Origin of the sequence: Holdemania massiliensis (assembly GCF_022440805.1) — a bacterium.
GTDB classification, from domain to species: domain Bacteria; phylum Bacillota_I; class Bacilli_A; order Erysipelotrichales; family Erysipelotrichaceae; genus Holdemania; species Holdemania massiliensis_A.
This window is the reverse complement of sequence record NZ_JAKNTK010000001.1, coordinates 1,087,402-1,113,515: the sequence shown is the minus strand read 5'-3', so window position 1 is coordinate 1,113,515 and position 26,114 is coordinate 1,087,402. Positions and strand designations below refer to the sequence as shown.

The following is a 26,114-nucleotide window of genomic DNA, read 5'->3' as shown; positions in this document are numbered from 1 at the left end:
GTTTTCTCCTCCTTATCTCTTCTTCGGGTCCAGGGCTTCGCCGAATCCATCACCAATGAAGTTCAGTGACAGCATGGTCAGACAGATCGCCGCAACCGGCCAGATAATCTGAATTGGATAACTCTGAACCAAGCCGCGCGCTTCAGAAGCTAAAGTACCCCAACTGGCCTGAGGAGCACTGATGCCAATACCAATAAAGCTCAGGAACGCTTCTGTAAAGATTGCGTTAGGCACCATCAGCGTCGCAGAAACAATAATCGGTCCCATACAGTTGATAATCAGATGCTTAAACAGGATTCGTTTCTTACTGGCGCCGATTACAAATGCCGCCATGGAAAATTCCTGCTGTTTCAGCGTCTGAATCTGCGAACGGACCTGCCGGGCCATGCCAACCCAGGAGGAAATCGATATTCCCAATAAAACAGAGAACATATTTGACCCGAAAATCATCATAATCAGGATGACATAGAGCATCGAGGGAATTGCATAGATACAGTCGACAATCCGCATCATGACCATATCCACCTTCCCGCCGACAAAGCCGCTGATTCCGCCATAGATGACGCCGATGATCAGGTTCAAAAAGGCAGCGACAAAGCCAATTGTCAAAGAGATGCGCGCGCCATACATAACCCGCACCATAATATCCCGGCCTAATTTATCCGTACCCATCAAATGCACCATATTCGGCAAAGCGTTGCGGTTGGCCAGATCCTGACCGTCGTAGGTAAATGGAGAAACCATCGGAATGATGATCGCTGCCAAGGTGATTAAAATCAGAAAGATGAGCCCGAACAGAGCCAGCTTATTTTTCTTAAAACGCCGCCAGGCGTCCTGGAGATAGGTTTTGCTTTCAACGGCAATAAATTCATTGTTTTTCTCACTGCTGTCCAGCGGTTCAAACAGGCTGTCATCCAGCATCAGTTCTTTTTCTTCCATCGCCAGCTCCTTTCTAGCTGTCCAGCTTGATCCGCGGATCAACGACAGCGTTTAATATATCGGTAATAATATTGGCAATGATAATGAAGGCGCCAAAGAAGATCGTCAGCCCCATAATCATCGTGTAGTCACGATTGGAGATACTGGTGACATATTCAGCCCCGATGCCCGGAACTGAGAACAGACTTTCAATAACAAAGGACCCTGTCATTAACGTCGCAATCAACGGTCCGGCATAAGTGATGACCGGAATCATTGCATTTTTCAAGCCATGCTTTACGATAACCTTTAACTGTGAGGAACCCTTTGAACGGGCTAAGACCATATAATCCTGACGCATAACTTCCATCATGCTCGACCGCGTCAGACGAGCAATCATCGCAATCGGCGAAAGTGCCAGAGAAACTGCCGGCAGCACATAATGTTTCCAGCTTGACAAACCGACAATCGGGAAGATATGCAGCCAGACGCCAAACACAATCATGAGCAGCAGCGCCAAGAGAAAGCCTGGAATACTGACACCGGCCGTCGCAATCGCAATAACAAGATTGTCGACCCATTTGTGTTTGGTAAATGCCGCAATCGTTCCCAGCGTGATTCCGACAACCATCGCAATAACGAAGGAAACAAAGCCCAGCTTGGCTGTAACCGGCATCCCGATCGCAATGATATCATTGACGCTTCGGCCTTTGCGCTGTGTGGATACGCCAAAGTCCCCGCGAACAGCATTTTTCATATAAATTACATACTGTTCCAATACCGGCTTGTCCAGATTGTACTTCGCCATCAACTTTTCCTGAACCGAAGCCGGGATTTTCGTATTTTCACCGGCAAAGGGTGAACCTGGTATAATCTTCATCAAAAAAAAGGTAACGGTAGCCAGAATGAACAACGTCAATATTCCGACGCCGATCCGTTTTAATACATATTTAAACATTAAAAAGCCCCCTTTCCTGCAAAAACTGTCGATTCAATCATGACCGGACAGACTGAATCCAAAGTTTTTGTAATGGTTTTATTCTATCTTTTTTTAGACCTCTTGTCAATTTGTTTCATAAAGTTTTCTGAAACATTTTCCATCAAGATTTTTCAATCGCTTCCCCGACAGGGGAAGAGGTCTGGACAGCCAGACCTCTAAAAAGTCATTACTTTTCGATCGTGCAATAACCATAGAACGGCGTAGCGCCGACATGCGTCGTATTCTGAACGTATGTTTTCTTCAGCATCGGATCGCCGTAATTGAACAGCGGGATTACATAGACATTCTCCTGAACCAGATAGTGTTCAATGTTATGCAGTGCTTCCATGTACTCGTTATAATCAACAATGTAAGTCGCCGCATCCATCATTTTGTCATATTCCGGATCATCCACCGCTGGTGTCTGCTGCTGCGTTGTTGTCCACAATGTCAGAAACTGGGATGGGTCATCACTGGCAGTGTAGCCATAACGGGCAATTTCAAAGTCACCATTGAAAATCTGATTGTAATAAACGCCGGATTCGACTACTTCCAAATCACACTCTACGCCGATCGACTTCCACATTCCCTGCAGAACTGCCGCAACGTCCGCATGCAGTGTGGTCTGAGAATACTTATACGTAATCTTCAGCGGATTGGATTCATCATAACCTGCTTCCTTCAACAGATTTTTAGCTTCTTCCGGATCATATTCCAGGAATTTTTCTTTTTCATCACTTTCGGTACGGAAATCTTTCTCTGACCCCTTTAATCCATTCGGGACATAACCGTCTAACGGTACATAATAAGAAGGATCGCCGACTGCTGTGACCAAAGCTTCTTTATCAATCGCCAGTGCCAGTGCACGGCGAACACGGACATCCTGCATCCATTCCGGACCTGTTGGACCGCTGTTAACAACTAAGAAGTAATTTGAAGGACTCTCAACTTTCCACAATTCATCTTTGTTTTCATAGGTTAAAGGTAATGTGGAATTCACACGCAGAGCGATATCAATATCATTGTTCTTAAATGCCAGAGCCTGAGCATCCATATCTGTCATAACCTGGAAGGTAATTTTGTCCAGGGTAATCTCATTGGCACGGTAGTAGTTTTCATTCTTTGCAACAATAATCTTATCATTCTCATTGCATTCTTCCAGAGTGTAAGGACCCACGCTCGGATAGCCCGGTGTGAAAGACCACGTGGAATCATGCTGCGGTGCGAAGTCGGCACGAACCGGCATGAACGCATAGGAATTCAACAAGGCCTTGAAGAATGCACACGGCTTGATCAGCTGGAAGACCAAGGTAGTATCATCCACTGCCTGAACACCAGGAATCTGCAGAGTTTCTGCATCCTGAGTATCATCGCTTTCATACGCCGCTGCGCCATCCAAGTACGTAACCAGATTGTAAATTGACCACGCATTTTCTGCGCCATAGGTTAAAGCTCGGACAATCCCGTAACGGAAATGTTCAGCCGTTAATGGAACACCATCGCTCCATTCAATGCCTTCCTTCAGTTTTACCGTATAAGTCAGGCCATCTTCACTGATTTCACAGCTTTCTGCCAGATCTGGAATCAGATTGTTATCTTCATCCTTAGTAAATAAAGTACTGTAAGTATGCTGCATAACATACCCGTTGATGAGTTCGGAATTCAGTGCCGGATCCAATGTCGTAAACTGAGCTCCAACCGCTACGGTCAGTTCGTTTGCTTTCACTGAATCATCGGTTGCCGGCTGACCGGAGCCGGCCGTTCCCTCTTGCTTGGTCGTACAGCCTGCGAAAAGAAGCATGCAGGAACAAACTAATGCGATCCACTTTTTCATATAGAATCCCCCATTCTCTTTCTGGATTGTTTTTAATTTTACACCCCAGGAATCAAATGTCAACACTTTCATGAAATATTTATAAAGTTTTCATGAAAACATTTTCAGAATTTTCATTATTTCGCATCTTCCTTAATCATTGCAGTCTGATATTTATTAAATTCATTTCCAGATTGAATTCCGGCTTTTCCCTTTGCTGGAAGCAAGAATTTTTCTGATTTGCTGTCAGTCCTATTCGCAAGCAGATTTTCATTTTAAAAAGAAGAAGGATGGAGTGAACCACCCTTACTCCTTGAAGATTACTCAGCCGCTGCTTCGACGCTGACACCGCCGTAGTATGGATTGAGTCCCCACATCTGAACATTCTTTATGTTGGACTTTAACAGGCAAGGTGTATTGTAGTTGAACAGCGGAATAACATAGACCATTTCTTCCACCAGATAGCGTTCAGCAGCATGCAGGGCATTCATGTATTCTGCATGATCAACAAGATATCCCGCTTCATCCACCATCTTGTCATATGCCGGATCATCCACAGCGGCAACGACCTGCTGGCCAGTTGTCCACAAGCTTAAATACTGTGATGGATCATCGCCAGCACTGTAGCCGTATCGGCAGATTTCAAAGTCACCATTGTCGATCTGATCATAGAAGACGCCGGACTCGACGACTGTCAGTTCGCAGTCAATGCCAATTTTATCCCACATCTGCTGCAAAATCTGAGCTACGTCGGCATGCAGCTGAGTCTGTGAATATTTGTAAACAATTTTCAGCGGATTGTTTTCATCATAACCGGCTTTTGCCAGCAGGGCCTTCGCTTCTTCCGGATCATATTCCAGATATTTTTCCTTCGCATCTTCTTCCAGACGGAAATCACCTTCAGCTCCCGCTAATCCTTCCGGAATATAGCCATTGAGAACTTTGTAATATTCACTGCTGCCGACGGCAGTCACCAGCGCTTCTTTATCAATCGCCAACGCTAAAGCACGACGGACATCGACATTCTGCATTGTTTCCGGACCTGTAGAACCGGAATTGATTGCCAGGAAGTAATTGGAAACATCCGGCTTATTCCAAATTTCGCTTTGATTGGAATAATTTTCAGCCAAAGTCGGCGTAATATTGAGCGCAATATCTATCTCGCTGTTTTTAAACGCCAACGCCTGCGCATCCGTATCACTCATAACCAAGAACGTGATCTTAGGCATGATGACCGAATCGGCATCATAATACTTATCGTTTTTAACAATGATTGCTTTTTCATTTTCATTGCATTCTTCTAAAAGGTAAGGTCCAACTGACGGATAGCCTGGCTTCAGAGCCCATACTGATTCATGCTGATCAGCGAAATCAGCACGCAGCGGCTTCCAGACATTGTTGGTCAGCATCTGCGGGAACCAAGCGCAAGGCTTCTTCAAATTCAGGATCAAAGTCTGATCATCTGGTGTTTCAATACCTTCAATAGTGTTGTTTTCCGGATCAAACGTATCGTCGGCCAAAATCTCCTCCGCGCCTTTTAAATAGGAACTCGGATAATAAACTGCCCATGAATTTTCTGCGCCGTAGGTCAGATTCCGAAGAATCGCGTATTCAAAATCCTTGGAAGTCAGCGGCTGATCGTCACTCCATATGACGCCTTCTCTGATTTTGAAAGTATAAGTCAGACCATCATCTGAAACAGAATAACTTTCGCACAGATCATTAACGATGTTGTTGTCCTCATCCTGACGAAACAGTCCGGCCGTTGTATGCCGAAGAATGTAGTTGTTGACGGTTTCCGTACTCAACCCTGGATCCAGTGTTGTAATCTGTCCGCCCATCGCAACCTTCAGATTCTGCGGATCGGTTCCGATCGTTGTACCGGAATTGCTGTTGCCGCCAGAGCATGCGCTGACTAACACAAGCATAGCCGCACAGAGGATAATTCCTAGCTTTTTCATTTTCTTTCCCTTCCTTTACTGGTATAACCCGCGGAAGAATAACTCCCGCCAGCGTAGGGTATGCTGATAACAGAAGCAATAGACGGTCCTTGATAACAAAAAAATCGTTTCCAAATATCTAGAAACGATTGATCGCGGTACCATTCTAGTTGCTGACTGCAAGAGCCAACCCCCTCAATCCTTAACGCGGAAACACGTGAATTCCTATTTTATTCAGAATTCCATCTCCCAGATGCGCTTCATTATGGTTTGGCCGCGAACCTTTCACCCTTGTTCGCTCGCTTCAGACCTTATCCACAACTACTCTTCTGTTCACAGATTTTGATTAACCCCAGTTTACAGCGTCATCTCTCTCTTGTCAAGCGCAAATTAAAAACTTTTCAGTTCTTGTAAATTCTTTCATCCATCAATGAAATGAAACAAGAATTTCCAGTGGTTCTTTGATTTAATGGCAACAATAGAAGAACAGTGCAAAAAATATTTCAAGCCACTACACACCTGATCTGTTCGATCTCAAAAGAAACAATTTTCATCTAATGAAAAATCCGTTGACTTTTTTCAGCTTTGGTTTATTATTTTCTCATTATTTCATACAGAAAGGATGATTGCGATGCATATTCATTTTATCCCCGCCGCTCAGCTTAAACCCAAACCCGAGTCTGATTTTGGTTTCGGCAAAATTTTCACAGACTACATGTTCGAGATGGATTATGATGAACAGCTAGGCTGGCATGATGCTCAAATTCGTCCCTACGGACCGCTGATGCTGGATCCAGCTTCGCTGGTGCTGCACTACGCCCAGGAAACCTTTGAAGGACTAAAGGCTTACCGCACGGAAGACGGACGGATTTTATTATTTCGCCCAGAAATGAATGCCCGCCGGTTAATCCAATCCAATCAACGTTTATGCATGCCGGAAATTCCGGAAGCTTTATTTTTGGAATGCCTTGAAGCTTTGCTTCGAGTGGAACGAGATTGGGTTCCGATTGCCCCATCGTCGTTATACATCCGGCCATTTGTTTTTGCGACAGAAGCCGCTGTTGGTGTCCATCCTTCCAGCAAATACAAATTTATGATTCTTCTCTCGCCCGTCGGTGCCTATTATGCTGATGGATTGAATCCGGTCCGCATCTATGTTGAAGATGAATATATACGAGCAACTCCCGGCGGTACAGGCGCGGTTAAATGCGGTGGCAACTATGCCGCCAGCATTATCGCTCAAGCTCAAGCCGCGCGTTGTGGTTTTTCTCAGGTCTTATGGCTGGATGGAAAAGAACGGAAATATGTTGAAGAAGTCGGAACAATGAACGCAATGTTCAAAATTAAAGGACAGCTGATCACAGCGCCGTTAGATGGAACTATTCTCCCGGGGATTACCCGGGATTCAATTCTGCATCTGATGCGTGAACATGGTCTTTCCGTTAAAGAACGGCCGCTGACCATCGATGAATTGATGGAAGCCGGACGGACTGGACAACTTGAAGAAGCATTTGGAACTGGCACTGCGGCAGTCATCTCTCCTATTGGTCAACTTCATTACAAGGGTGAGACAATCCGAATCCACAACGAGAAAATCGGACCGCTGACCCAGTGGCTTTATGATACGCTGACAGGCATCCAATGGGGCCGGATTCCCGATTCTTACGGCTGGACCCACGAAATTGTTTAATCCGTCCATCCTTTTTTATTCTCTAATTATTTTGTAACTTCTTGTCGAACCCCGAATACACTGTTATTAGAGTAAGGGAGGATTAGCCTATGGATCAACTTGACATCAAAGTACAGCAGCGAAAGGAACGCCAGCCGCGTATTCTGTTTGACGATGATGGCTGGGATACGCCGGAAGATCAGATACAGGCAGAAAATGAGGTTGTTTATCATTGCTGCGAAGATGACTGTGACGATGGATGCCGCTGTGACAATGGCAACTGCGGTGGAAATCAGGGCTGCGGATGGAACTGCGGATGTACCGGGAGTGAAACCGGAGGATGTACCGGGAGTGAAACCGGAGGATGTACCGGGGGAGAAACTGGCGGAGAAACTGGCGAAACTGGCGGCAGCGGCTGTGACTGTGATTGCGGCTGTGACTGCGATTGTGACTGTGATTGTGACTGTGATGACGATGCCAATTTGGATGACTGTGATGCTGCTTGCCATCCAAGAACGATTGTCTTTCAAAAGCATAAAGAATGTATTGAGAGAACTCAGCCCACTGGATGCAATGACGAAACAGGTTCCTACAGAAAATGTTCAGTTACCATTAAGATTATTAAACGCTATTAAAAGCGAGCTGGGCTCGCTTTTATTTTGTTTGCAACCGACGTTGTGAACAGCTTTGCATTTAATAACAGATTTTAATTTCGTTTCGGTAGTCCAGTGGCCAGCGGCTCTTTGCCTGCCAATTGGGCAAACCATTCTAAGTATGGCTGCCACAGCGGAGTATCAAAGGTCAGTGCGTCCTGCGGATCAGCGAATTTTATCCGGTATTGATCTTTTAGCCGACTGTCAATCATAGCTGTTCGCAGCAGCCTGAATGAAAACTCATTCACCGCCAGATTTTGCCCCTGAAGCATATAGGTCAACTCTTTCGGATCCTGCAAAGGATCTGTATACCAGCGATGTCCGGCCTCCAGTATTTGATCATCCTCATCAAGATTCTCAAATACAGGCTCATTATTAATCTTTCCTTCATATTGAGTAGCCCACATCATTGGCAAAATAAAGCTGTCGCCAAGCCTTTGCAGCGGTACCTCGTAATGATTTTCAACAGCGTATTTTTCTCTCACAGGCAAAGCCCCTTGATCAAAAACTGCTGATGTTTCTGCATTGATCAGTTTTGTATCCGCAATACAGGCCCAGTCTGAAATGGATGCGCATTCGTTGACATAATGATACTGAATGGCGGCTTCAATACCTTCTCCAGCAAAGTAGCTGCCTTCTGGATAGGGACTGATTAAAGTTAACGTTTCATTAGCCACGCTTGGGTCTTCTCCCTGCGTAACAGTAAACATGACAGGGCCATTAAATTCCAGCTGTTCTTCCGAGGTTTGTTTAAACTGTCGGGAGATCATGGCGATGTTCAGCTGCAGCTCATTATTATCTGGGTCTTTATCCAGTTCATAGTCGACCCGGGCCCGCATTTGCGCTGTTTCAGACTCCAATTCAAACGGAATTCTGACCGTTTGCTCCGGCAAGGCTGGCAGCTGTTGTTCAAAGATCACTTCATCCTGCAGCCAAACCGTTACTGTCTGTTGCTTCTGCGGATTGCACCCGGCGCAGATAACATGCAGCATAGCGTTTTCAACTTGCCCGGGATGAGCAGCCGGAACAAACAACTGTCCTGCAGAGGCGTCACCTTCATGAAGCTGATAGTATCCGGAAATCGAGGTTCCCTCATTGCCTGCTCGATCTTCAATTTCAACAACAATCTGGCATTGTCCGGCCATCGTTAAAATGACTTTCTGTTCGGTTTCATCTTCAAACCAAGGGGACGTTCTGATAAAGGACTGCCCTTCATCATAAGTAATCCTGTACCGCCAGCGTTTAACACCGCTTAAATCATCCTGAGGAGTAACTGACACTTCAATTTCATTATCATCCGTTTCCGCTTCTACTGGATCAAACACTGCCCATGGCGGCAGCCTGTCAATGTTTCCGACCGGCACCTCAACAGTCGTGATATTGCCCGCATAATCCTGGGCAGAAACCTGATATTTACCATTTTCCTTCACCGTAAACTGAGCTTTTTCTCCCTGAACAACTTTCTGCACAACATCAAGACTTTCGACACCGCTCAGCTCATCCTTAGCCTGGATCTGAATAAGTACATCCGTATTGGTCCAATCGTTTGGCGTCAGTGTCCAATCAATCTGCGGGCCACGCAGATCTGCACGCCATTCCAGATCAGCAATATCAGCACAATTTTCAGCATGATCACAAGCTGTCAACGTCAAGGTCTGACGGCCTTCTTTATCATTGCTTAAGGGTGCCGACCACATTCCATTCTGAGGGATCAAATTGATCTTATCTTGCGAAGTTTTTGCGACTACTGAATGCACTCCGCTGTTAAAATTGGCAGGACGATCCTCTACTTTTCCTGTATGCACGGAAAGTTGTGCCGAACCATTTATCCAATTGGTGAACACCTGATTTCCATCAGCCAGAATTTTGCCTGTTTCATCTTCAATCCAGCTTCTTTCACTCACAGGCGGCAGCTGATCGATCTTATAACTATCCGAAATTGTGACACTGCGATTGCCAGCTTGATCTTCAGCTTCCACTTTAATTACATTTAAACCATTTTGATTTAATGTTAGAGAGGCCGATGGTGTTTCCTGCCATTCACCATATCGTCCAAAATGCATTCCACCATCGACCGAGACCGCCCATCGCCAGCGTTTCACGCCGGAATGTTTGTCCAAGATTTTTGTACTGATCACGATCGGCTGACGCTTCCATGTTTCATCACCAGATGGATTAAATTGCACTTCAGGCGCAATATTATCAATTAAAAAGTGATCGGATGTTACCGTTGCTGTGTTCCCAGCTTCGTCCTGCAGCCACGCTTCGATCTGCCAGCGGCCGGATTGATCCAGTGTATAGGCAAACGGTGAACCATCCATCCTTCCCAAATCTGTTTTTTGCTGTGTAAGCGTGTCGATCAGTGTATACCGCGCTTCTGCAATCCAATGCTCTTTCGGATCATATAAGTTCTTATAAGTAGCGACTGTTACATCATAAGAATTCAGACGAGCATTGGTACTGTGTCCTTCGTACTTATAACACGGCGTGCTGCGGCTTCCTGTCGTGTGCTGGCACCATCCAGCATCATCACTTGACCAAATCTGATGAGGCAGATTCCCATTCTGTGTCCAGTAGATTGGATTCGCTGTGTACTGTATACCCCAGCCAGGCTTGGTTTCTATCCACGGCCAGGCTTTGCCCTTGCTGCCGTAAGAATAATAACGGTAGCGAAAACCGCCGCCTTGTTCTTCCGTGTACCACCCCTGAATCAGATTAGCATAGCTGTCCAGACCCTTTACGACATCCGGATTGGCATAAGCCGGAATTGAACCGCCGCGGCCATAATCATAAAAATCAGATTGATTCTGAATTTCCGCTTCCTGTTGGACAAGCAATGAAGTTGACGGTGTGAAAACACCCGCACTTTCCTTTTTCCATATTCCCTGCGTGCCGTCCGGATTAAAAGTGCCGCCGTCCAGGCACACCGTAACCTGACGGATATCTGTATTCTCTATTTTCTCCGGTGTCCATCGAATATGTTCCTTCACCTCATATTGCGGAATCTGGAAATAACTCAACTGATAATGACATTGCGGTCCGCTTTCATTAAATACAACATATAGATTGCGAATCTCGCGCTCCTGCAGGTTCATGGTTATGCGCTTTTCCTTTGTGCTCAGTATCCGTTCACCTGAAGTCAGCTCAGCTCTGCCATTAACCCAATTCATTTCAGCATTTATCCAGACTGTTTTTTCCAGCTCTTCGCCATTTTCATTCCAACCTTGAACTTCCATCTGTAAGTCAAGGATGTGGATCGGCTTACCGAAAAAAGCCGCAATGAAGTTCGGATCATCCGGATTCTCAATTCCGCTGACGGTTAACGTTTTTAATCCTGCCAGCACCTCCCAATCCGTTCGTCGGGGATTGGAGAACGTTCCTAATGCGTTGAATTGAGCGGTGATCTGCTGCGAATTGATCACCATCTGCTGATCTGATGTAAACTCACTATCCCAGAAATCCTGATGCGCCACCCAATCCTTAACGGAATAAAACAGCATCACTGTACAATCAGCCTGGACCGGCATCAGACTAAATAACAGATGGATCAAGATTAAGGGAATGATTATTCTTCGCTTTTTCAATAGATCACCCGCTTCGTTGTTTTTGAAGCTTTCAGCTCTGTTTTCAAGCCAATCAGCGCAATTTCAATCTGCAGTTTTCCGGTTACTTTATAGCTGCATCGATCAAGCTGCATCAGTCTTTCTGTTTCAATCATGACTTCGGGAACTTTCTGTTTCCAAACTTCCATTTCCTGTTTCGCCGGCTCCGTTAATCCATCATGAACCTCAATGATTTCCACCAGTGAGCTTGTCAGTTCGTTAATTGTTTTGTATCCCACGGCAAATGCAAGCATCTGCGGGATCAACAAAACACAAAAAGTAAATACGAACAAGCCACCGAAGATTTCCACGCCCTTACCCATGCTTTTTCCCTCTTCTTTCTAAAAAAATCGAATTGAAGCAATCATATTCAAAATCACAAATCCCAGCCATAAAAACAAAATGTAGGGAACCATATTTTGTTTTTCGATACGCCGCTGCAGTTCTAACCGCCGCGCACCCTGAATTTTTTCGTTGGCTATCTTGGAAAATGCAGTTAAAATCAGTTCTCGGTTTTCTGATGTGATTGACAGACTGAACAAAGTCCGCATAATCCGGCCAATATCATCAATCTGCGAAAACCGCTGGGCAAACTTCAAATAAGGTTTAAGATTGGATCCCTGCGTATGAATTTCCTGCACTAAAATCCGCAGATCTTCCTGAAAGATCGCCGGTGCCTGCCGAATTGATTTCTCAATCGCATTGGGTACCGGATTGTTTTGAATTAAGATCGCCAGATGATTCAAATAATATGGAAATTCTTTTTTTGCCTTGCCTAATAGCTGAATATAGATCATTTTTAACCGCAGACGATCACCGATATAGACCGCAGCTGCAGCAAAAACAGCAGTAACCAAGGAAAACGTATCCAATTGGCCTTTTTTCACTGCCAGAACGAGCAGTCCGGCTGTAAAGGCGTTCAAAATCCGTTTCAGCATACGGGAGTGGGGTTGTCCTTTTCCTGTTTTCTCACAGTAAAATGCATAATCTGATTCCATCCAGTGATCCAGCATTGACGCGGTTTCCGCTGCAAAGGATTCCGCTTCGTAACACCATAACCCCCACATGCTCAATGCGCTCAGCTGCATCAGCGCTAACATCAAACCCATAAATTCACCTCTATTCCAATTTGTCGTTGCGGCTGCATCCATATTCATACAGAAACAACGTCGCTGCATTCAGCAGATAAAACAGAAAGATGCAGAACCGGAATGCCTCTGTAGCCAGATTGACATACATGGAAGAATGAAACATCTTTTTCATCACCAATGCAGCTAACAGATTGAGAACCAACATAAAATAGAATACAGATCGGCCTGCAGCTTTTTTCTGACGGTAATCATTGATCAGCAGTTCGCTTTCCTCCGTATTGTCAAACAGATAATCAACCAGTTGTTCATTTCTTCCACCTTCAATCTTCTTGCCTTTTAGCAACAAATGAAGATTACGGACCTGTGAATATTCATATTTCTTTTCCAAATTATCCAATGCTTCCGCAAAATCTGAATTATCTTCAATCTGATTTACACAAATTTCAAGATCCCGTTTTAACGGTGCTTCCACTAATGCTGAGCAATCTTTTAAGATCCGCAAACTATTTTTATCTTCGCGGATGTAAAGAATTGCCGTTGATACATAGGTCAGCATTTCTTTTTCTTCTTTTTCCTGAGCCAGCCGCTTCAGATTCATATAAAAGAAGGAAGGCAGAAAGAAGATCGTCAAAGAGGCAATGATAACTGAATAAATAAAATGATCGGTTGTTGCATAACATAACAGGCCGCATAAGCTTCCCAATACGGCTGCCTGACTCAGATATTGTCCAATCGGATAATGACCGCCCAGAATTTCAATCCTGCGGATTAAGCCAACATAGGAGATTTCTTTTAATTTCCGCATTACACGGGTATCTAAAAACTGCTGCCAGTCTTTACGGTTAAGTTTAAAAACAGCGATACTGTAACAAAAACCCAGTCCCAGAAACAACAGCCTCATTCCGCGCATGTTTTCTTCTCCTTTGTCTCCGTCATCGCTAAGCGCCGCTGCAGGTCAGGCGAACAACGATTAAGCCGGCCTGTTCGGGCACGGTAAAGGACGTGCTGCGTACACTGACGGGTTTTCGGATCGTAGAGATATTCGATAATTTCATCAACGCTGCGCACGATTCCATTCTTTCCTGTTTCCTTTTTCAGATGTATGACCAGATCAACCAAAGAATAAACACGCATTTCCAGCGAGCTCATCGATTCTGCGTCATTTTTCATCATTTGTTTAATGCGCGTCGTTACCGTGTCTGCCCCACGGGTATGCATCGTCGTCAAAACGGTATGACCGGTTGACATGGCATCTAAAAGATCATCAACTTCTTTACCCCGAGCTTCCTGCAGTAAGATCCAATTCACATTCTGCCTCAAAGCCATCGCAATAATCGCAGAGTAATCAAAGCCCGGCCGAACTCGGAATGCACTGCACGAGGCCTCTGGATGAATTTCCTTAATATTGAATTCCAAGGAGTCTTCAATGGTTACAATCCGCTGATCCACGGGAATATAAGTTGCCAGAAATTTCAGGAACTCGGTTTTTCCACTTCCTGTTTCCCCGACAAAAATCATATTGCAGCGGTATCGGATGCAGCGGATTAAAAACTGCAGTGCGGATCTGGTGATAAAGCCGCTTTCCACAAGATAATCCTCACTGAGAATACTGGCCCGGGATACTTTACGCAAAGCCAGCGTCACCCCGCTGACCGAAAGTTCTTCATGAATAGCGCTGACGCGCAGATCCAGTTCTTCATCATGAATATCGCCTTCCAGACAGGGACTGCCGGGATTGAATTCTTTTTCCATTTTATTCGCAACTTGATTGGCAATCCGATTGATTTCTGTTTCAGGAATAGAACGGTCCATTAATCGATAATGTCCATGATGATTCGATGTAACCCAAATCTCATTATGATTCAGGCAGTTGATGTCGCGGATATCCTCCTGAACAAGCAGATCACTGAGCACGCCAAAATCGATTTTGTCGAAAATCCGCGCATCATTCATCTTTAGGTTCCTCTTTAATCAGACTGACATCTATGGTTTTCTGATACAGCAGTTCACGCATTTTTACAATGTCATAGAAGTCCTCGGACTGACTTTCAGGGTTCAATGAGCCATAGGTCACCATCGGCAGGACTGTGCCGAAAAACTTTGCCCGCTGCACCAAATCGGCATCTTCATAGGATAGAGCGACAACGATAACGCTTGTCGCTTTCTCAGACTGAGCGTCAATATTTTTGCCGGTGCTGTCGCGAACGGCAATCACCCGCGCCTGTGAAACAAGCTGTCCGTACAGCACCCGCTTTTCGGATTCGTCGGCCTGTGTTGCATAGCCTTGAAAATACAGATCAATCTGATGTCCCGGCAGAATTGAATTGGCGTAAGAAGTTTTAATATCAGCGTCAATCGTTACCGCTGCCTCGTTTTCCAAAAGCGGAAATGCTGACACATCATGCAGATCTTCTTTGGGAATCAGCAGTTCCTGATAGAACAGGGAACCTTCAGCAACAGCATTATAGGTATCCACCGCCTGGCCGATTAATCTGTCAGGATCCTTTTCTACACCATCTAAAACAATAGGACGAGGTACTTCGATCACTTGAATATCTGCTTTTTGAATTACAGTTCCTGACTTAAGATAGCGGGCAGCCACCGGAACTAAAATCGGATCGATTGCCGCCTGCACCGTCATTTCATAAACCTTATAACCGCACAACCCCACCAGCAAGGTTAGAATCAAGGTCAGAAGCAAGCGGTACCGCTGACAGAAACTGCCGGAAATTTTCAGTTTTTTCATTTTGCTGCCTCATTTCTTTCAACAATAACTACGTTGTCATATTGCGACGTCATCTCTGATTTCATCGCCGTTTTTCCTGATTCACAAACCGATACTGCGATCGCAGCAGGATTCTCATGGATATCCACATACCGGACTTCCAGCTGACCAAGGGTACTGTGATTTTCCGCAATCTTTTCATTCCATAACCGCATAACCCGGTTTTTATTAATGGACAGGTGCTGATTGACGATCAAATCGCCGCGATTAAGTGCATCATCCAGCACGGACAGCTGCGTTGTCCGTACACTTTCAAACAACGAATCTTCCATGATCAGCTTGCGGTCAAAGTCGAGAAATAATAACAGACAGATACAGGCTAAGAAAATCAGCCCATAAATTTTGATGGATTGACTCATTGGTGTTCCTCCTTCTTTTTAGTGAAAAGAAGGAAAGCACGACGGCTTTCCTTCTTAGGGTTACGAGATCGACGGGGTGTAATGCTGGCCTAAATCCAGCAAATTTCCGACGGTCTTACTAATGCCGCTGGTCAGCTGTGCCGCAAATCCGTTATCTGCCATAGTGATGTAAGCAATCAATAGGCCGATCAGAATTACTGCAATGATCAATCCTCCATACTCTTGAAATATCTCTTTCATAAACACTCTCCTTTCGCTTACATTACTAATATTGCGGGAATTTGAAAAAAGCCCCGCAGAAAATCAAAAAAAATTTAATTTTTTACTCATTTTCTCATGATGTTATGAAAAAAGTCATATTTTTTCAGAAAAACGGTTCTTTTTCTCAGTTTTGATCATTCACCGCAAAATATTTGAGCTCATTTTCACAAAAGCAAAGATCTTCATTTTTGGACCTAGGTCATAAATTTTTTTGTTTTTTTCAAATTCAGGACTTCATTTTTTTTAAATTATGCTATAATAAATAAGCACTTAGAAATCAGTATGCGGGTGTAGTTCAATGGCAGAACACAACCTTCCCAAGGTTGCTACGGGAGTTCGATTCTCCTCACCCGCTCCATTGCTGTGCAGATGTAGTTCAATGGTAGAACGCGACCTTGCCAAGGTCGACACGGCGGTTCAATTCCGCTCATCTGCTCCATGACGATTTAAGCCCTCAACCGAGGGCTTTTTTATTTCATGGCATGACTGTGGCATGATATTTCTAACCTTATTATATATATGGGCAAAATAAAAACCCCCACCCTCCGACATTGGAGAGTGGGGTATTTGCTATTTATCAATGAGGTACTGCTGCAGCTCCGTCCTGATCTGCTTCATTCTTTCGGTGCCATTGCCGGTGATCTCGTGATCGATCAGAGTCAACAGACACTTGCACATGATCTTGTCAGCAGCTTCGGCATCCTGTAGGCGAGCAAGATCCCTCGCAAACCGCTCATCATGGTCATTCAAACGCTTTTCATTTTTTTCGATACGTTTATCGTGCTTTGCGATCGGGTTGTTTTTTAATACTTTCCACGCGGCTGCCAGAGTAGTGAGTGCCGCGGCGATCCATAAGATATCCGCCACGCTGATGGTAAGTCCCTCCATCAGTGATTACTCCTTGCTTGATAGCTGCTTAATCGTCTGATTAAGACCGGTTGATGCCCAGCCGGAGATCGCGCCAGTCATGATGGTCTGCGCTGACCAGTCACCGGTTGCTAGCGGCGCAAGCACTGCGCCGATGAACAGCATCGTGGCCGGGATAAGCTTGTCTGGGTAACGCTCTGTATACTTAAGAGCAGCACCGATCGCATAGCAGGCGGCCAGCACCAGCGGCATTAAAAACTGAGTAATGATTTCTGTGATTTCCATGTTTTATTCCTCCTCTAGTCCTTCAGGACTTCAATTTCATAAGCTACGGCACTATCGTGCTCAATCCGGCATCCCCGGGCACCATGCCATCCTGACGCAAAATAAGCGCAGTCGGCATCCGCAAGCATCCAAAGCGACTTAGCTAGGTATTGCAATGGTTTTGAGCACTCCCCGAAATCATCAAAATAGGTATCTAGGACTTCGTGATCTCCGATCAGATTCTGGATTTCTTCGATGATTCGATTTCGCTCTGCAAGGATTTCAGTTTCGGTTTTACCTCGCATCGGTTGGCTGATAAATACTTTTTTCATGTTCGTTTCCTCCTACTTAAAATAACCTTTGTCAAATGCAAACCATAATCCATCCTCTGTCTGACACCACGGTTCAGCGGCCGACGTATATTGGTTTTTGCCTTTATTTTGGATATCCACTACTTTGACCCGATCTCCAACTTTAAGATATTTAGCAATTTCTCCAGACGGCGCTGTCTTACGCATTGGATATCCTTTAGATGTGCTCGCTTTGGTGCATTCAAAGACCATCGTTTCAATAACCTCAGGCTTAGGTTCTGGCTCAGGATCAGGCGTTGGTTCTGGTTCAGGAACCGGCTGCTCTGTTTTGTAAAACGTCAGCGCCGCTGTTAAAGGTCTGCCTGTATACACCTTTTTAGCACCGTCAACAATCATTTGAGAGCTGCCTCCACTATCCCCCAGATAGCACTCAGTCATCCCATACGCTTTGGCAAACTGCCGGCAAGCAACCCCGTTGAGCTTACCCGATACAACTGCAAAAACAACCTCATCTTTGTTGCCCATTAGAATGGTTTGAGTATTCGTAACGGTGTATTTTACGTTTCCACAGGCAGATGAAATGTCCGTTTCGTCTTTCCCTTCATGCAGTAAGCAAACTGCATACATAGTGCCGAGTTTGATCTCATCTTTTGGATATTCCCAGCTTTCAAAATCGCCCTTAAGCCATCGGCCATCTTTAGTAATAATTAAGCTGTGGTATTCTTTTTGAGCTGGTCGATCATCCCGAGTAAACCCCTGATTACGTCCATAAGTGATACCATACTCTTTAGTATCAGGATGATTGTTAAAAAACGGCCAGTTAACCTTGCAGTAATGAATGTGGTCATCGTCGATTTTATCAATCGTTTTGGTTACTTGCCCTGGTAGTTGCAGCAGACCAATATCCTGATCATCCCTGCGCTTGTAAACATGGATCGTCTGACCTTGCCAGGCAAGGCTTTGATATCCTGGTTTTAAATACATTTTAGATCCCTCCTCTGGATACATTAAAAAAGGACACCTGAGCCAGTGTGTCCATGTTCCGCGGTACATTGCCGCAGACTTGTTGATAAATTGTGACTTGACAACGCAACCGCCGATGGATCCCCATCGCTTAGCTGTGGCCTCGATGACCTGGCCGTTGCCGATGTAGATCCCAATGTGCCCAGGCTGCCAAACAAGCAGACCTGGGATCTCCGGGATCGTACTGATCGGACCCTTGACCGTTGCCTTGGAGTACATCTGATCTGCGTTGATATCCGGTGCTGTTTTACCATAGTAGCTCGTGTTGCCTGGGCCGTAGTCATGCCATAAAAAGCACTTGATCAGCCCCACACAATCAAACACCCGGCGACTGGATGAGTCATATCGCCCGATCCCGCCGAGCTTGTAGATGGTCTTACGACTGAGCTGCTGCTCCGCCCACCGGCAGAGGTCAGCAGGTGATGTGTAGTCCATGTTATCCCTCCTAACTACTCTTCATAAATCGCGACCGCCTCCGAGCGGTAGGCTTCACGATCACTCCATCCTGTGACCCTTACATATCGGTATTTACCGATATTTACTTTTGTAGTTTGCTGATACGTACCATCTCTATGCTGATAGGATGCGGTTCCAAATACATTGATCCAGTTTGTTTGATCATTAGATACTTCCGTTCTGATGTTGCACGTTCCATATGCTCCGCCAGATCCCCAATACCATTCGTAAATATTCACGATTGCCAAAATATTTTTTGGTTCGCCCAAGTCCATAATGGATGATCTTTGCTGTGTATTTGCGCTTGCAACAACAGATTTGACGTTTACTTTGCACTTACCGCCAGCGTTAAGGATATTACGGCTAAAGTTAGGCATTATCCGCACCTCTTTTCAAAGTGGTTTTGAGGCAAGAAAAAGCCCTTAAATAAAGGAGATTTCTTACCCCCCCCCCCGAATTTTTAACTCAACAGGGATAGCACAAGAATTGTCAGATTTAATCTCCGGATACGTGCTTGTATATCCCCCTGTATCTACAACAAGACCGGTTTTGGACAAAGTGTATTTACGCCAGAAAAAGTACGATGAGCTGCCTACACATACTTCATTAAAACCTTCGTTAAGTCTTATTTCATACGTTGCCGTATCTTTGACCGATTTCTTAAATTTCAATATAACTTCCGATTTTTGAAAGTCGGTGTGACTAAAATCGTAAGAGATGGTCTGCGCTCCATAGTTACTATTGGGCGCTGGATTCTTCCAAATAGTTCTCGCTTGATTTGAGTTAGTTAAAATGTTTTTGCTAAAATTCATATCAAGCTCCCACCTTTTCAAGCCACATAGTACATGTAGCAGTCAAGCTGAATCCGCTACCCCCACCTGATTGAGAAAAGGAACATGTATTTATGTCTTTCATTTTTTCAAAATTAGCAAACGTTAATGTACAAATGTCAGATTCTGTCGAGCCTTTGCATGAACCTGGATCAATATCCTCTAAATAAAGTATCGTCTTAGATATGTTATTAAGGTTAAAGTAAGCGCGTCTAGCTGTGTAATAGTTACCACCACCTGAACAATTAATGTGAATAATCAACGGTATATACTTACTCTTATCCCATGTAAAAGTCTGAAAGCCACCATTGAATAAAGCGCCTGTTTTTAATTCATATCCCGGAAACGGAGACTTGCTTCCCACTGGCAAAATATTTCGGCAGAATCCCATTAGATTCCACCTCTTTTCGAGAGTTTGGAAAAGTGTTGAAACGCCTTTAAATAAAGGGGTTTTAAGCCCCCCCCCCCCCGACTCTTCTGAGTCCTACAGCTTTGAAGGAATAAAAATGAGGATTACGATTATTTGGTTTGCAAATAAGTGTAAATGATGTTTTCTTTTTAATTGCTTCAGGTGTTTCCCATAGCGTTAAGTCAATAACAAAATCGGCTAAGCTAAACGATGGACTTTCTCCTGTGTCTCCTGCGGCCATCCAAAACATAGAATGATCTACTCCGTTACTATCTCTGTAGTAAAACGATTCATTAGATCGGTCATATTGAGTATATCCAAAAGACACTTTGAACTGATAATATCCTGCCGGATAACTTACTGTGATTTTGTTAGTATTGTTACCTGTAACCGCGCAATCAATTGGTTCTGTTTTTAAAGGATTTTTCCCACCAATTGGTAATATATTTCTACTAAATCCCATTTTCCTCATCCTTTCTTGCATCGGAACGCCGTTAAGGCAGTTCCGTTTTTATTTGAATCCGCATAGATCCGCAGCTTGTTGGCTGTGACTTTGATATACGGCCCAATGCCCTCTGTATTTGCCGGCCACATCGGCTCAATGATGTCATCCGCACCGCAGGTGTAAGTCACGTCGGTATACCACGGGTAACTCAATCCAGGATCCACCGCTTGGTAATCTGGATCCAGACTGGCTATATTGGCTGTAGTCAGCTGTGTCCATGTTGCGGTTGCCGCAATGGTAAAGCCATCAATGAGTTTGGCACCTGCATTATCCACAAGTCGCTTAAGCTCCTTGCCCTGTGCTGCAGCTAGCGAGTCTGTCGTGCTGTCGCTGGTCAAGTTATTAACGATACCACGCCAAGTGTTAGTGTCTGGAGGCACTACCCAAGACCCATCTCCCCGCAAAAAGCTGGTCTGTTTTGACGCCGCAGGAGCTGGCACTAACCCTGCCTTACCAGCCGCCGATGCTGTCGCACCTGTCATTACAGCGTAAGTCGTATTGGTTGGCACTATCCATTGTCCGTCGCCTCGTAAAAAGCTAGCCTGTTTACCTGCCGCTGGTGCAGGCACAAGTCCGGATCCACCTGCGACTGAGGCAGACGCTGCTTTAAACGCAGTATACGTTGTGTTGTTATCAGCACCCCAGATAGCAGTACCATCTGCGGACCATCGCAGTATCTGCCCGGATGAGCCGCCTGCAGGAATGTGTTTATTGCCCGCGGTTGATGGGTGAGTGTACACTGTATTGGTGTCCAGATCTCCTACCAATTGATAAGCAGAGCCATCATAAACAAATTCCAAGGTGCGATTCGCCGCAAGATAGCCAGCGCTGATCGCAGATCCGCGGTATTGGATTGCTTTTGCACCACTGCTATTGACATCGAGCGATGGATTGGATGCGGTATTGGTTATCGTAAACTTGACGATGATCCGCGCACCAGTGACTAGCTTAAATCCCGTGCAGGCTACCACCTTAGCTGCTGTTGCCGCTGCGGTACCGCACGTACCGTAATGCATGATCGCTGATGTACCATTAAAGTCAACCCCATCGATCGTGCGAGCCGTCTGCAGCTTAACCGCCGAGTTGGCAGCTCCACCCGCAGAACTGCTGCCAGCATAGTTATGCGTATGATCTGTATTGGACTTAACTGCGAGAGCTGCTTTAATTTTCCCCCAAAGATAAATCAATCCAGTCTTATCTAAATAGTTATTTGCCACGTAAAATCACCGCCTTGCTAAGCGGTGATCGTGTCAATTTCAGCATTAGTGATTGCAACCATATCTGTCTTTTTGAGATATCCCGACAGGTCAATATCCGTGTTGCCGATTTTTTCAAATTTGCTGGATGTCGGCAGCCAGATATACTCATCATAGCTATCCCCTGTTCCGTGACTGTGTGCCATCAAATAGATCGTACCCTTGACGCCTGTCGCTGGCAGCGCGGACACGATTTGAAAGTCAATCCCGGTGATCCCACTCAGGGCCTGGTTGATCGCCGCTTGTACCTCAGCGGCCTTTTGATATCCGGCACCGTTAGAAAGGTCCGCGTTATCCGTTGGCACAGTAATGTTGATCTCTTTAGTTTTGATTTCTTGTACAACGCCATTAACTTTGATCGATTCGATCTTATTAACTTGAGCTCCAGCTGCAATCCCGCCAAGCTTTGTTTTATCCTCATCCGTGTAATCGTTCGATGATAAAGATTTGCCAGACTCTTTGTCCACTTTATTGGCGACCGCGTTATTGATCTTTCCTTTTACGAGACTGTCATAATAAAGCAGACCATTTTCATCAATATACTTAGGCATTTATTTCCCTCCAATCAGATTAAAAATATCTGTATTTGTCATTCGTTCCATCCCTAGCTCTTCAAAATTTTTATCTCCGGCAAGTTCGACGCCGGAGATACACGGTTTATTGTAAAGCGTCTCATAATCTTTTGTTCCTATTCCACCGCCGCTGTAAGGATCCATTTTCATAACGATCACTTTCTCCTGTTTTTTGATAGCCATTCTAGCCATCACAGCACCTCCTTTGAAATTGATTCATAGACAGCCTCACGAGTAATTGCTGTCCCAGTAACCGACTCATCTTTAAACTTGATTCTGGCCTGACAGGCAACCACATGATCAAGTTTAAAAGTATCCAGCTGCGTCAGCGCAACAATAAATTGACCAAGATCGCGATCAAATTTAGCGTCTTCGGGGTACGTTTTTCTCACTGGACCAAAAACAAATTCAACTCTGTCAACTAGGTCGATATCTATTGCAAATCCAGCCTCATCCTGTAACTCAATGGCCAGGGAATAAGTATTGCCCTGCCTCATGCTGCATTCCTCTTACGCCGGACATATTGATATGCCCGCAGCTGGGTACCTGTCATATTAGCATTGCAATAGATCCGCAACTTGTTTGCTGTGACCTTAACACAGAGTCCAAGGCAGCCAAGCTCAGCGGTATCTGCATCCCAGTACGGCTCTATGATGTCATCCTCTGCACAGCTAAAAGATATGTCCGTGTACCAAGGATACTTGAGGCTAGGATCTGGTCCCGCTTTGTACTGAGGATCCAAGGTACTGATATTATCAGCTGTCAACTGCGTCCATGTTGCAGTTGAGGGGACGATGATCTCCGTGCTTTTGTCCATTGTACTGTAGCTAAATCCTTCCGCAACGCGGCTTTCCAGATCATTCATCGTTGTCGCACTAAAAGGATCGCCTTCCTGGGATACTGCCCCCTCAGCTCGCACAACGTCATATTCATTTGCTGTCCCTGTTGCGACGAGCTTTCTTCGTGTCGGATATTCCGATTGTCTGTTTTTCCAAGTCTTTTTTACATAGCTCATTAGATCACCCCGCTTTCTCCGGCAAACATTTCTCCGCAGCGCATTTGCGATTCGTTCGAGGCTGTAATGTTATTGCCGATCAAGTTTTCAATTTTTTCGATCTGATTTACTTTCTCATAGGTGTTAATCGGATATTGAGGATTTTCAGGTAGATTGGGTATTGGCCAGTGGTTTCTTATTGTAGACAGCCCATCCAATATTTTTATAAGGTCTCCTTTAAAAATCAAAGGCCGGCTGCTCCAATCCTTCGCTGTATAGTTCACCTCAAGTTTTGCTGCTAAGTGGGATAAATTCTGTTCGATGCGATTCAGATCATCGTACTTTAAAAATCCCTTTGATGTTTTATCCCGTACATCTGTTTCCGTTCTGTCAAAAACAGGATTAATCCAAGCCATTACATCACTCCAATCTCATCGCCAGCTTTGAGTTCATTGCCTGCGTAATCGTAATCACCAATTTTAAGTGCATAACCAATTCCTTTACATGATGCTAAAAAGCCGCCGGTCAAATCCAGCGACATCGATCCAAGGACAACTGCAACCATATTTTGCTTTGTTTTTACAGCAGCAAAATTACCCACTTTCTCGTCCTCACAAATAATTTTCATCTCATGGCTGAGGCGGTATTGATAATACTCATAAAGATGCTCAGCAACCTGAATTGCATTGGAAGCTGACACCAATGTAGCATCGGTGACTTGCTTTGTATTTCTGAAAGCGCCCGCTGGCAGTTCGTTCATTGATTTGCGATAGACTGTGGAGCTATCCTCATACGGATAACCCTGGACTTTAACCTCGGCGGCCGCATTGACCTGCAGCTTAAGTCGGAAATAATCCGATTCAAGGATCGTGCAGTTTATTGCAGTGTAATCGGTAAAAGGTGACTTCAACGCCACCTCATAAATACCAGGGTCTAAAGTAGCCTTATAGGCTTCCTTGAGTTCAGAGCTTTTAATGTATTTATGCGCTGTTACCTCCACATCCGTAACCAGATCCATCTGCTTGATACTGTGAGCCGGTGACATAAACTTCCGATCCGCGAGGATGATCGTTTGTGTAGTGTGGGAAGCTCGGTACATGTTAATGCCGGTAATCCGCGAAGTATCAATAACCCCGCAGCACACAAATAACACCTGCTGCAGCGCTGCTCGATGACTGCATGGCTTGATGATGCCTTGCAGAGTCATTTCTGCGATCTCAGGATCTACATAATAATCCGTCCAACCAAACGAAGCCATGATCTCATCTATAATCTCACCCGCGGGAACAGCCTCATAAACGCCACCTTTAAAGGTAGTACCATCCATCACGCCAAGAATGTCCTGGCAGGAGAAAGTGGAAATTACCCCTGAGGTCGTCTCCCATGTTTTGATGTAATGGGTGGCCATTTGATATTCAGTCCCGTTGATCGTTTCAAATAACTCTAGCTTCTGGCGTTGCTGCAGCAATGTGTAGTAGCCCTGAGGATTGTCGATATTGAACGTTTCATCCGGATCAATAACCGTCACAGAAGACGTGTTCACACTGACCTCTGACGACGTTATGTTCAATTCTTCAAGCAAAGTTGCTTTGGACAAATTCTTTTCCGCATCTTGGGAGTATTCCAACTTCCGGCCATAATCAATCCCGTTCAGCCTAGCGTATTGATAACTCTCTGTCTGCAAAAATTCCAGGCTCATGTAACGGAACTCGTCCACTTTTAAATTGCAGAAATAGGAGTATCGATCTACATTAAACACTTCTAATCCAAGCAGTTCCCCGACACTATTTTTGAATGTAACACACACCTGCTTTGGCAAAGGATATTGTCTATCAAAGTTCAGTGTTAAACCCGCGGCAGAATGATTCTCACTAAATTGACGCTCAATCTTAGGAGTTATGTTAAAAACACCATTTTCATCTGACATCATCGCAGACCAATATCCAAAATCTTCTGCCTGCACAGTTTCATCCATGATCTGGCAACTGCCATCAAGCAAGAATCCGCCCTCTTCCAAAGTGCCGAACTTGACTGTTTCAATATCCTCTTCATCCAACCTTTGGATATCGCAAAAAGAAAGAATATCATTTACAGTATAAGCACCATCCTGCTTGGCCGTCGTATCAAACAGATTGATGACCGCCCGTGTTGATGTCCGCCTGCTCATGAGATCGTCGGGAACTTGCTGACAAATTCCACTTTCAATTTCATAAAGATATTCTTTCCTGCTTTGCTTTTCTTCACTTCATCTGAAACTTTAGAAAAGTAGGCTTGGTATGTAAACATGGACCCTGAAGCTCCAGGCATCACCACGGTGTGGTATTCCCGCTTTTCTGTTAGTTTCTGATACAGTCTGTTGTATTCGTACATATCCACAATCTGGCCGAAGGATAAAGTGTAATTGAAATAAATTCCTAGCAGCTCACCGGCATGCTCCCCATCTTCAGTCCGATCAGCATATTTCCAAAGAAAGTCAGCATTGCGTTTACAGGAAAGGATCGGGACACGATAATAAATACCATCAATATAAAGACCATTGTCAAATGTATCGCTCATC

Annotated in this window: 30 protein-coding genes, 2 tRNA genes and 1 other annotated feature; of the genes, 4 read left to right on the top strand and 28 right to left on the bottom strand. The window is 44.9% G+C overall.

Annotation, left to right across the window (positions count from 1 at the left end; genetic code table 11):
• Window positions 1-12: 12 nt before the first annotated feature.
• The 4 genes from MCG46_RS05130 to MCG46_RS05115 form a co-directional block, all read right to left on the bottom strand.
• Window positions 13-939 (bottom strand): ABC transporter permease, encoded by a 927-nt coding sequence (locus MCG46_RS05130; RefSeq protein WP_020224708.1) that lies wholly within the window; start codon window positions 937-939, stop codon window positions 13-15.
• Window positions 940-952: 13 nt separating this feature from the next.
• Window positions 953-1,876, bottom strand: a complete 924-nt coding sequence (locus MCG46_RS05125; RefSeq protein ID WP_020224709.1) for an ABC transporter permease — start codon at window positions 1,874-1,876, stop codon at window positions 953-955.
• A gap of 208 nt (window positions 1,877-2,084) precedes the next feature.
• Window positions 2,085-3,731, bottom strand: coding sequence for a peptide ABC transporter substrate-binding protein (locus MCG46_RS05120; protein ID WP_240278250.1), 1,647 nt, complete (start codon window positions 3,729-3,731; stop codon window positions 2,085-2,087).
• Window positions 3,732-4,030: 299 nt separating this feature from the next.
• Window positions 4,031-5,671, bottom strand: a complete 1,641-nt coding sequence (locus tag MCG46_RS05115; RefSeq protein ID WP_240278248.1) for a peptide ABC transporter substrate-binding protein — start codon at window positions 5,669-5,671, stop codon at window positions 4,031-4,033.
• Window positions 5,672-5,788: 117 nt separating this feature from the next.
• Window positions 5,789-5,996 (bottom strand) — a binding site (T-box leader).
• Between the two features lie 285 nt (window positions 5,997-6,281).
• Between MCG46_RS05115 and MCG46_RS05110 the strand changes: the two genes are divergently transcribed.
• Window positions 6,282-7,340, top strand: a complete 1,059-nt coding sequence (locus MCG46_RS05110) for a branched-chain amino acid aminotransferase (protein WP_240278247.1) — start codon at window positions 6,282-6,284, stop codon at window positions 7,338-7,340.
• An 89-nt stretch (window positions 7,341-7,429) separates the two neighbouring features.
• Window positions 7,430-7,954 (top strand): hypothetical protein, encoded by a 525-nt coding sequence (locus tag MCG46_RS05105; RefSeq protein WP_240278245.1) that lies wholly within the window; start codon window positions 7,430-7,432, stop codon window positions 7,952-7,954.
• A 71-nt stretch (window positions 7,955-8,025) separates the two neighbouring features.
• Here the strand turns inward: MCG46_RS05105 and MCG46_RS05100 are convergent, their stop codons facing one another.
• Genes MCG46_RS05100 through MCG46_RS05065 form a run of 8 tightly spaced genes read right to left on the bottom strand, consistent with a single transcriptional unit; the run spans window position 8,026 to window position 16,049 of the window.
• Window positions 8,026-11,556 (bottom strand): hypothetical protein, encoded by a 3,531-nt coding sequence (locus MCG46_RS05100; RefSeq protein WP_240278243.1) that lies wholly within the window; start codon window positions 11,554-11,556, stop codon window positions 8,026-8,028.
• Window positions 11,553-11,897: a hypothetical protein gene (locus MCG46_RS05095; RefSeq protein WP_020224716.1), complete on the bottom strand. Its 345-nt coding sequence runs from the start codon at window positions 11,895-11,897 to the stop codon at window positions 11,553-11,555. Before MCG46_RS05095 ends, MCG46_RS05100 begins: the two co-directional genes overlap by 4 nt.
• A gap of 18 nt (window positions 11,898-11,915) precedes the next feature.
• Window positions 11,916-12,683, bottom strand: a complete 768-nt coding sequence (locus tag MCG46_RS05090; RefSeq protein ID WP_240278241.1) for a hypothetical protein — start codon at window positions 12,681-12,683, stop codon at window positions 11,916-11,918.
• Window positions 12,684-12,693: 10 nt separating this feature from the next.
• Window positions 12,694-13,575: a hypothetical protein gene (locus tag MCG46_RS05085; RefSeq protein WP_240278238.1), complete on the bottom strand. Its 882-nt coding sequence runs from the start codon at window positions 13,573-13,575 to the stop codon at window positions 12,694-12,696.
• Window positions 13,563-14,618: a CpaF/VirB11 family protein gene (locus MCG46_RS05080; RefSeq protein WP_154237554.1), complete on the bottom strand. Its 1,056-nt coding sequence runs from the start codon at window positions 14,616-14,618 to the stop codon at window positions 13,563-13,565. Before MCG46_RS05080 ends, MCG46_RS05085 begins: the two co-directional genes overlap by 13 nt.
• A complete protein-coding gene (locus MCG46_RS05075; RefSeq protein ID WP_240278236.1) occupies window positions 14,611-15,411 on the bottom strand; it encodes an RcpC/CpaB family pilus assembly protein in 801 nt (266 codons plus the stop codon). Before MCG46_RS05075 ends, MCG46_RS05080 begins: the two co-directional genes overlap by 8 nt.
• Window positions 15,408-15,809, bottom strand: a complete 402-nt coding sequence (locus tag MCG46_RS05070; RefSeq protein WP_020224721.1) for a DUF5411 family protein — start codon at window positions 15,807-15,809, stop codon at window positions 15,408-15,410. Before MCG46_RS05070 ends, MCG46_RS05075 begins: the two co-directional genes overlap by 4 nt.
• A gap of 60 nt (window positions 15,810-15,869) precedes the next feature.
• Window positions 15,870-16,049 (bottom strand): hypothetical protein, encoded by a 180-nt coding sequence (locus MCG46_RS05065; protein ID WP_020224722.1) that lies wholly within the window; start codon window positions 16,047-16,049, stop codon window positions 15,870-15,872.
• A gap of 305 nt (window positions 16,050-16,354) precedes the next feature.
• Between MCG46_RS05065 and MCG46_RS05060 the strand changes: the two genes are divergently transcribed.
• Together MCG46_RS05060 and MCG46_RS05055 are read left to right on the top strand one after the other, a co-directional pair.
• A tRNA-Gly gene (locus MCG46_RS05060) sits at window positions 16,355-16,428 on the top strand.
• A 7-nt stretch (window positions 16,429-16,435) separates the two neighbouring features.
• Window positions 16,436-16,509 (top strand) — tRNA-Gly (locus MCG46_RS05055).
• A 131-nt stretch (window positions 16,510-16,640) separates the two neighbouring features.
• Here MCG46_RS05055 and MCG46_RS05050 read toward each other — a convergent pair.
• The 16 genes from MCG46_RS05050 to MCG46_RS04975 all read right to left on the bottom strand — a co-directional run bounded on the left by MCG46_RS05050 (window position 16,641) and on the right by MCG46_RS04975 (window position 26,113).
• Complete coding sequence (locus tag MCG46_RS05050; RefSeq protein WP_240278234.1) at window positions 16,641-16,958, bottom strand: hypothetical protein; 318 nt, start codon at window positions 16,956-16,958, stop codon at window positions 16,641-16,643.
• A 6-nt stretch (window positions 16,959-16,964) separates the two neighbouring features.
• Window positions 16,965-17,222, bottom strand: a complete 258-nt coding sequence (locus MCG46_RS05045; protein WP_240278232.1) for a phage holin family protein — start codon at window positions 17,220-17,222, stop codon at window positions 16,965-16,967.
• Between the two features lie 14 nt (window positions 17,223-17,236).
• Complete coding sequence (locus tag MCG46_RS05040; protein WP_240278229.1) at window positions 17,237-17,533, bottom strand: hypothetical protein; 297 nt, start codon at window positions 17,531-17,533, stop codon at window positions 17,237-17,239.
• A gap of 12 nt (window positions 17,534-17,545) precedes the next feature.
• Complete coding sequence (locus MCG46_RS05035; RefSeq protein ID WP_240278227.1) at window positions 17,546-18,970, bottom strand: C40 family peptidase; 1,425 nt, start codon at window positions 18,968-18,970, stop codon at window positions 17,546-17,548.
• A 14-nt stretch (window positions 18,971-18,984) separates the two neighbouring features.
• A complete protein-coding gene (locus MCG46_RS05030; protein WP_240278225.1) occupies window positions 18,985-19,368 on the bottom strand; it encodes a hypothetical protein in 384 nt (127 codons plus the stop codon).
• 63 nt (window positions 19,369-19,431) lie between these two features.
• Window positions 19,432-19,803 (bottom strand): hypothetical protein, encoded by a 372-nt coding sequence (locus MCG46_RS05025; protein ID WP_240278223.1) that lies wholly within the window; start codon window positions 19,801-19,803, stop codon window positions 19,432-19,434.
• A 1-nt stretch (window position 19,804) separates the two neighbouring features.
• Window positions 19,805-20,212, bottom strand: a complete 408-nt coding sequence (locus MCG46_RS05020) for a hypothetical protein (RefSeq protein ID WP_240278221.1) — start codon at window positions 20,210-20,212, stop codon at window positions 19,805-19,807.
• A gap of 61 nt (window positions 20,213-20,273) precedes the next feature.
• Window positions 20,274-20,693: a hypothetical protein gene (locus MCG46_RS05015; RefSeq protein WP_240278218.1), complete on the bottom strand. Its 420-nt coding sequence runs from the start codon at window positions 20,691-20,693 to the stop codon at window positions 20,274-20,276.
• A 5-nt stretch (window positions 20,694-20,698) separates the two neighbouring features.
• Window positions 20,699-21,304, bottom strand: a complete 606-nt coding sequence (locus MCG46_RS05010) for a hypothetical protein (RefSeq protein WP_240278216.1) — start codon at window positions 21,302-21,304, stop codon at window positions 20,699-20,701.
• 665 nt (window positions 21,305-21,969) lie between these two features.
• The gene (locus MCG46_RS05005; protein WP_240278215.1) at window positions 21,970-22,542 is read right to left on the bottom strand and encodes a hypothetical protein; all 573 of its coding nucleotides are present in this window, start codon (window positions 22,540-22,542) and stop codon (window positions 21,970-21,972) included.
• The gene (locus tag MCG46_RS05000) at window positions 22,543-22,755 is read right to left on the bottom strand and encodes a hypothetical protein (RefSeq protein WP_240278211.1); all 213 of its coding nucleotides are present in this window, start codon (window positions 22,753-22,755) and stop codon (window positions 22,543-22,545) included.
• Complete coding sequence (locus MCG46_RS04995; protein WP_240278210.1) at window positions 22,755-23,060, bottom strand: hypothetical protein; 306 nt, start codon at window positions 23,058-23,060, stop codon at window positions 22,755-22,757. Before MCG46_RS04995 ends, MCG46_RS05000 begins: the two co-directional genes overlap by 1 nt.
• Window positions 23,057-23,578, bottom strand: a complete 522-nt coding sequence (locus MCG46_RS04990) for a hypothetical protein (protein WP_240278208.1) — start codon at window positions 23,576-23,578, stop codon at window positions 23,057-23,059. The genes MCG46_RS04995 and MCG46_RS04990 overlap by 4 nt, the downstream gene beginning before the upstream one ends.
• On the bottom strand, window positions 23,578-23,973 hold the full coding sequence (locus MCG46_RS04985) for a hypothetical protein (RefSeq protein ID WP_240278206.1): 396 nt from the start codon (window positions 23,971-23,973) through the stop codon (window positions 23,578-23,580). The genes MCG46_RS04990 and MCG46_RS04985 overlap by 1 nt, the downstream gene beginning before the upstream one ends.
• On the bottom strand, window positions 23,973-25,724 hold the full coding sequence (locus MCG46_RS04980) for a hypothetical protein (RefSeq protein WP_240278204.1): 1,752 nt from the start codon (window positions 25,722-25,724) through the stop codon (window positions 23,973-23,975). The genes MCG46_RS04985 and MCG46_RS04980 overlap by 1 nt, the downstream gene beginning before the upstream one ends.
• The gene (locus tag MCG46_RS04975; RefSeq protein ID WP_240278203.1) at window positions 25,721-26,113 is read right to left on the bottom strand and encodes a hypothetical protein; all 393 of its coding nucleotides are present in this window, start codon (window positions 26,111-26,113) and stop codon (window positions 25,721-25,723) included. Before MCG46_RS04975 ends, MCG46_RS04980 begins: the two co-directional genes overlap by 4 nt.
• Window position 26,114: the final 1 nt, after the last annotated feature.

Excerpts from the sequence above, each read along its gene's own strand:
- MCG46_RS05130 (WP_020224708.1), bottom strand. The coding sequence starts at position 939 with ATGGAAGAAAAAGAACTGATGCTGGATGACAGCCTGTTTGAACCGCTG.
- MCG46_RS05125 (WP_020224709.1), bottom strand. The coding sequence starts at position 1,876 with ATGTTTAAATATGTATTAAAACGGATCGGCGTCGGAATATTGACGTTG.
- MCG46_RS05120 (WP_240278250.1), bottom strand. The coding sequence starts at position 3,731 with ATGAAAAAGTGGATCGCATTAGTTTGTTCCTGCATGCTTCTTTTCGCA.
- MCG46_RS05115 (WP_240278248.1), bottom strand. The coding sequence starts at position 5,671 with ATGAAAAAGCTAGGAATTATCCTCTGTGCGGCTATGCTTGTGTTAGTC.
- MCG46_RS05110 (WP_240278247.1), top strand. The coding sequence starts at position 6,282 with ATGCATATTCATTTTATCCCCGCCGCTCAGCTTAAACCCAAACCCGAG.
- MCG46_RS05105 (WP_240278245.1), top strand. The coding sequence starts at position 7,430 with ATGGATCAACTTGACATCAAAGTACAGCAGCGAAAGGAACGCCAGCCG.
- MCG46_RS05095 (WP_020224716.1), bottom strand. The coding sequence starts at position 11,897 with ATGGGTAAGGGCGTGGAAATCTTCGGTGGCTTGTTCGTATTTACTTTT.
- MCG46_RS05090 (WP_240278241.1), bottom strand. The coding sequence starts at position 12,683 with ATGGGTTTGATGTTAGCGCTGATGCAGCTGAGCGCATTGAGCATGTGG.
- MCG46_RS05085 (WP_240278238.1), bottom strand. The coding sequence starts at position 13,575 with ATGCGCGGAATGAGGCTGTTGTTTCTGGGACTGGGTTTTTGTTACAGT.
- MCG46_RS05080 (WP_154237554.1), bottom strand. The coding sequence starts at position 14,618 with ATGAATGATGCGCGGATTTTCGACAAAATCGATTTTGGCGTGCTCAGT.
- MCG46_RS05075 (WP_240278236.1), bottom strand. The coding sequence starts at position 15,411 with ATGAAAAAACTGAAAATTTCCGGCAGTTTCTGTCAGCGGTACCGCTTG.
- MCG46_RS05070 (WP_020224721.1), bottom strand. The coding sequence starts at position 15,809 with ATGAGTCAATCCATCAAAATTTATGGGCTGATTTTCTTAGCCTGTATC.
- MCG46_RS05065 (WP_020224722.1), bottom strand. The coding sequence starts at position 16,049 with ATGAAAGAGATATTTCAAGAGTATGGAGGATTGATCATTGCAGTAATT.
- MCG46_RS05050 (WP_240278234.1), bottom strand. The coding sequence starts at position 16,958 with ATGGAGGGACTTACCATCAGCGTGGCGGATATCTTATGGATCGCCGCG.
- MCG46_RS05045 (WP_240278232.1), bottom strand. The coding sequence starts at position 17,222 with ATGGAAATCACAGAAATCATTACTCAGTTTTTAATGCCGCTGGTGCTG.
- MCG46_RS05040 (WP_240278229.1), bottom strand. The coding sequence starts at position 17,533 with ATGAAAAAAGTATTTATCAGCCAACCGATGCGAGGTAAAACCGAAACT.
- MCG46_RS05035 (WP_240278227.1), bottom strand. The coding sequence starts at position 18,970 with ATGGACTACACATCACCTGCTGACCTCTGCCGGTGGGCGGAGCAGCAG.
- MCG46_RS05030 (WP_240278225.1), bottom strand. The coding sequence starts at position 19,368 with ATGCCTAACTTTAGCCGTAATATCCTTAACGCTGGCGGTAAGTGCAAA.
- MCG46_RS05025 (WP_240278223.1), bottom strand. The coding sequence starts at position 19,803 with ATGAATTTTAGCAAAAACATTTTAACTAACTCAAATCAAGCGAGAACT.
- MCG46_RS05020 (WP_240278221.1), bottom strand. The coding sequence starts at position 20,212 with ATGGGATTCTGCCGAAATATTTTGCCAGTGGGAAGCAAGTCTCCGTTT.
- MCG46_RS05015 (WP_240278218.1), bottom strand. The coding sequence starts at position 20,693 with ATGGGATTTAGTAGAAATATATTACCAATTGGTGGGAAAAATCCTTTA.
- MCG46_RS05005 (WP_240278215.1), bottom strand. The coding sequence starts at position 22,542 with ATGCCTAAGTATATTGATGAAAATGGTCTGCTTTATTATGACAGTCTC.
- MCG46_RS05000 (WP_240278211.1), bottom strand. The coding sequence starts at position 22,755 with ATGGCTAGAATGGCTATCAAAAAACAGGAGAAAGTGATCGTTATGAAA.
- MCG46_RS04995 (WP_240278210.1), bottom strand. The coding sequence starts at position 23,060 with ATGAGGCAGGGCAATACTTATTCCCTGGCCATTGAGTTACAGGATGAG.
- MCG46_RS04990 (WP_240278208.1), bottom strand. The coding sequence starts at position 23,578 with ATGAGCTATGTAAAAAAGACTTGGAAAAACAGACAATCGGAATATCCG.
- MCG46_RS04985 (WP_240278206.1), bottom strand. The coding sequence starts at position 23,973 with ATGGCTTGGATTAATCCTGTTTTTGACAGAACGGAAACAGATGTACGG.
- MCG46_RS04980 (WP_240278204.1), bottom strand. The coding sequence starts at position 25,724 with ATGAGCAGGCGGACATCAACACGGGCGGTCATCAATCTGTTTGATACG.
- MCG46_RS04975 (WP_240278203.1), bottom strand. The coding sequence starts at position 26,113 with ATGAGCGATACATTTGACAATGGTCTTTATATTGATGGTATTTATTAT.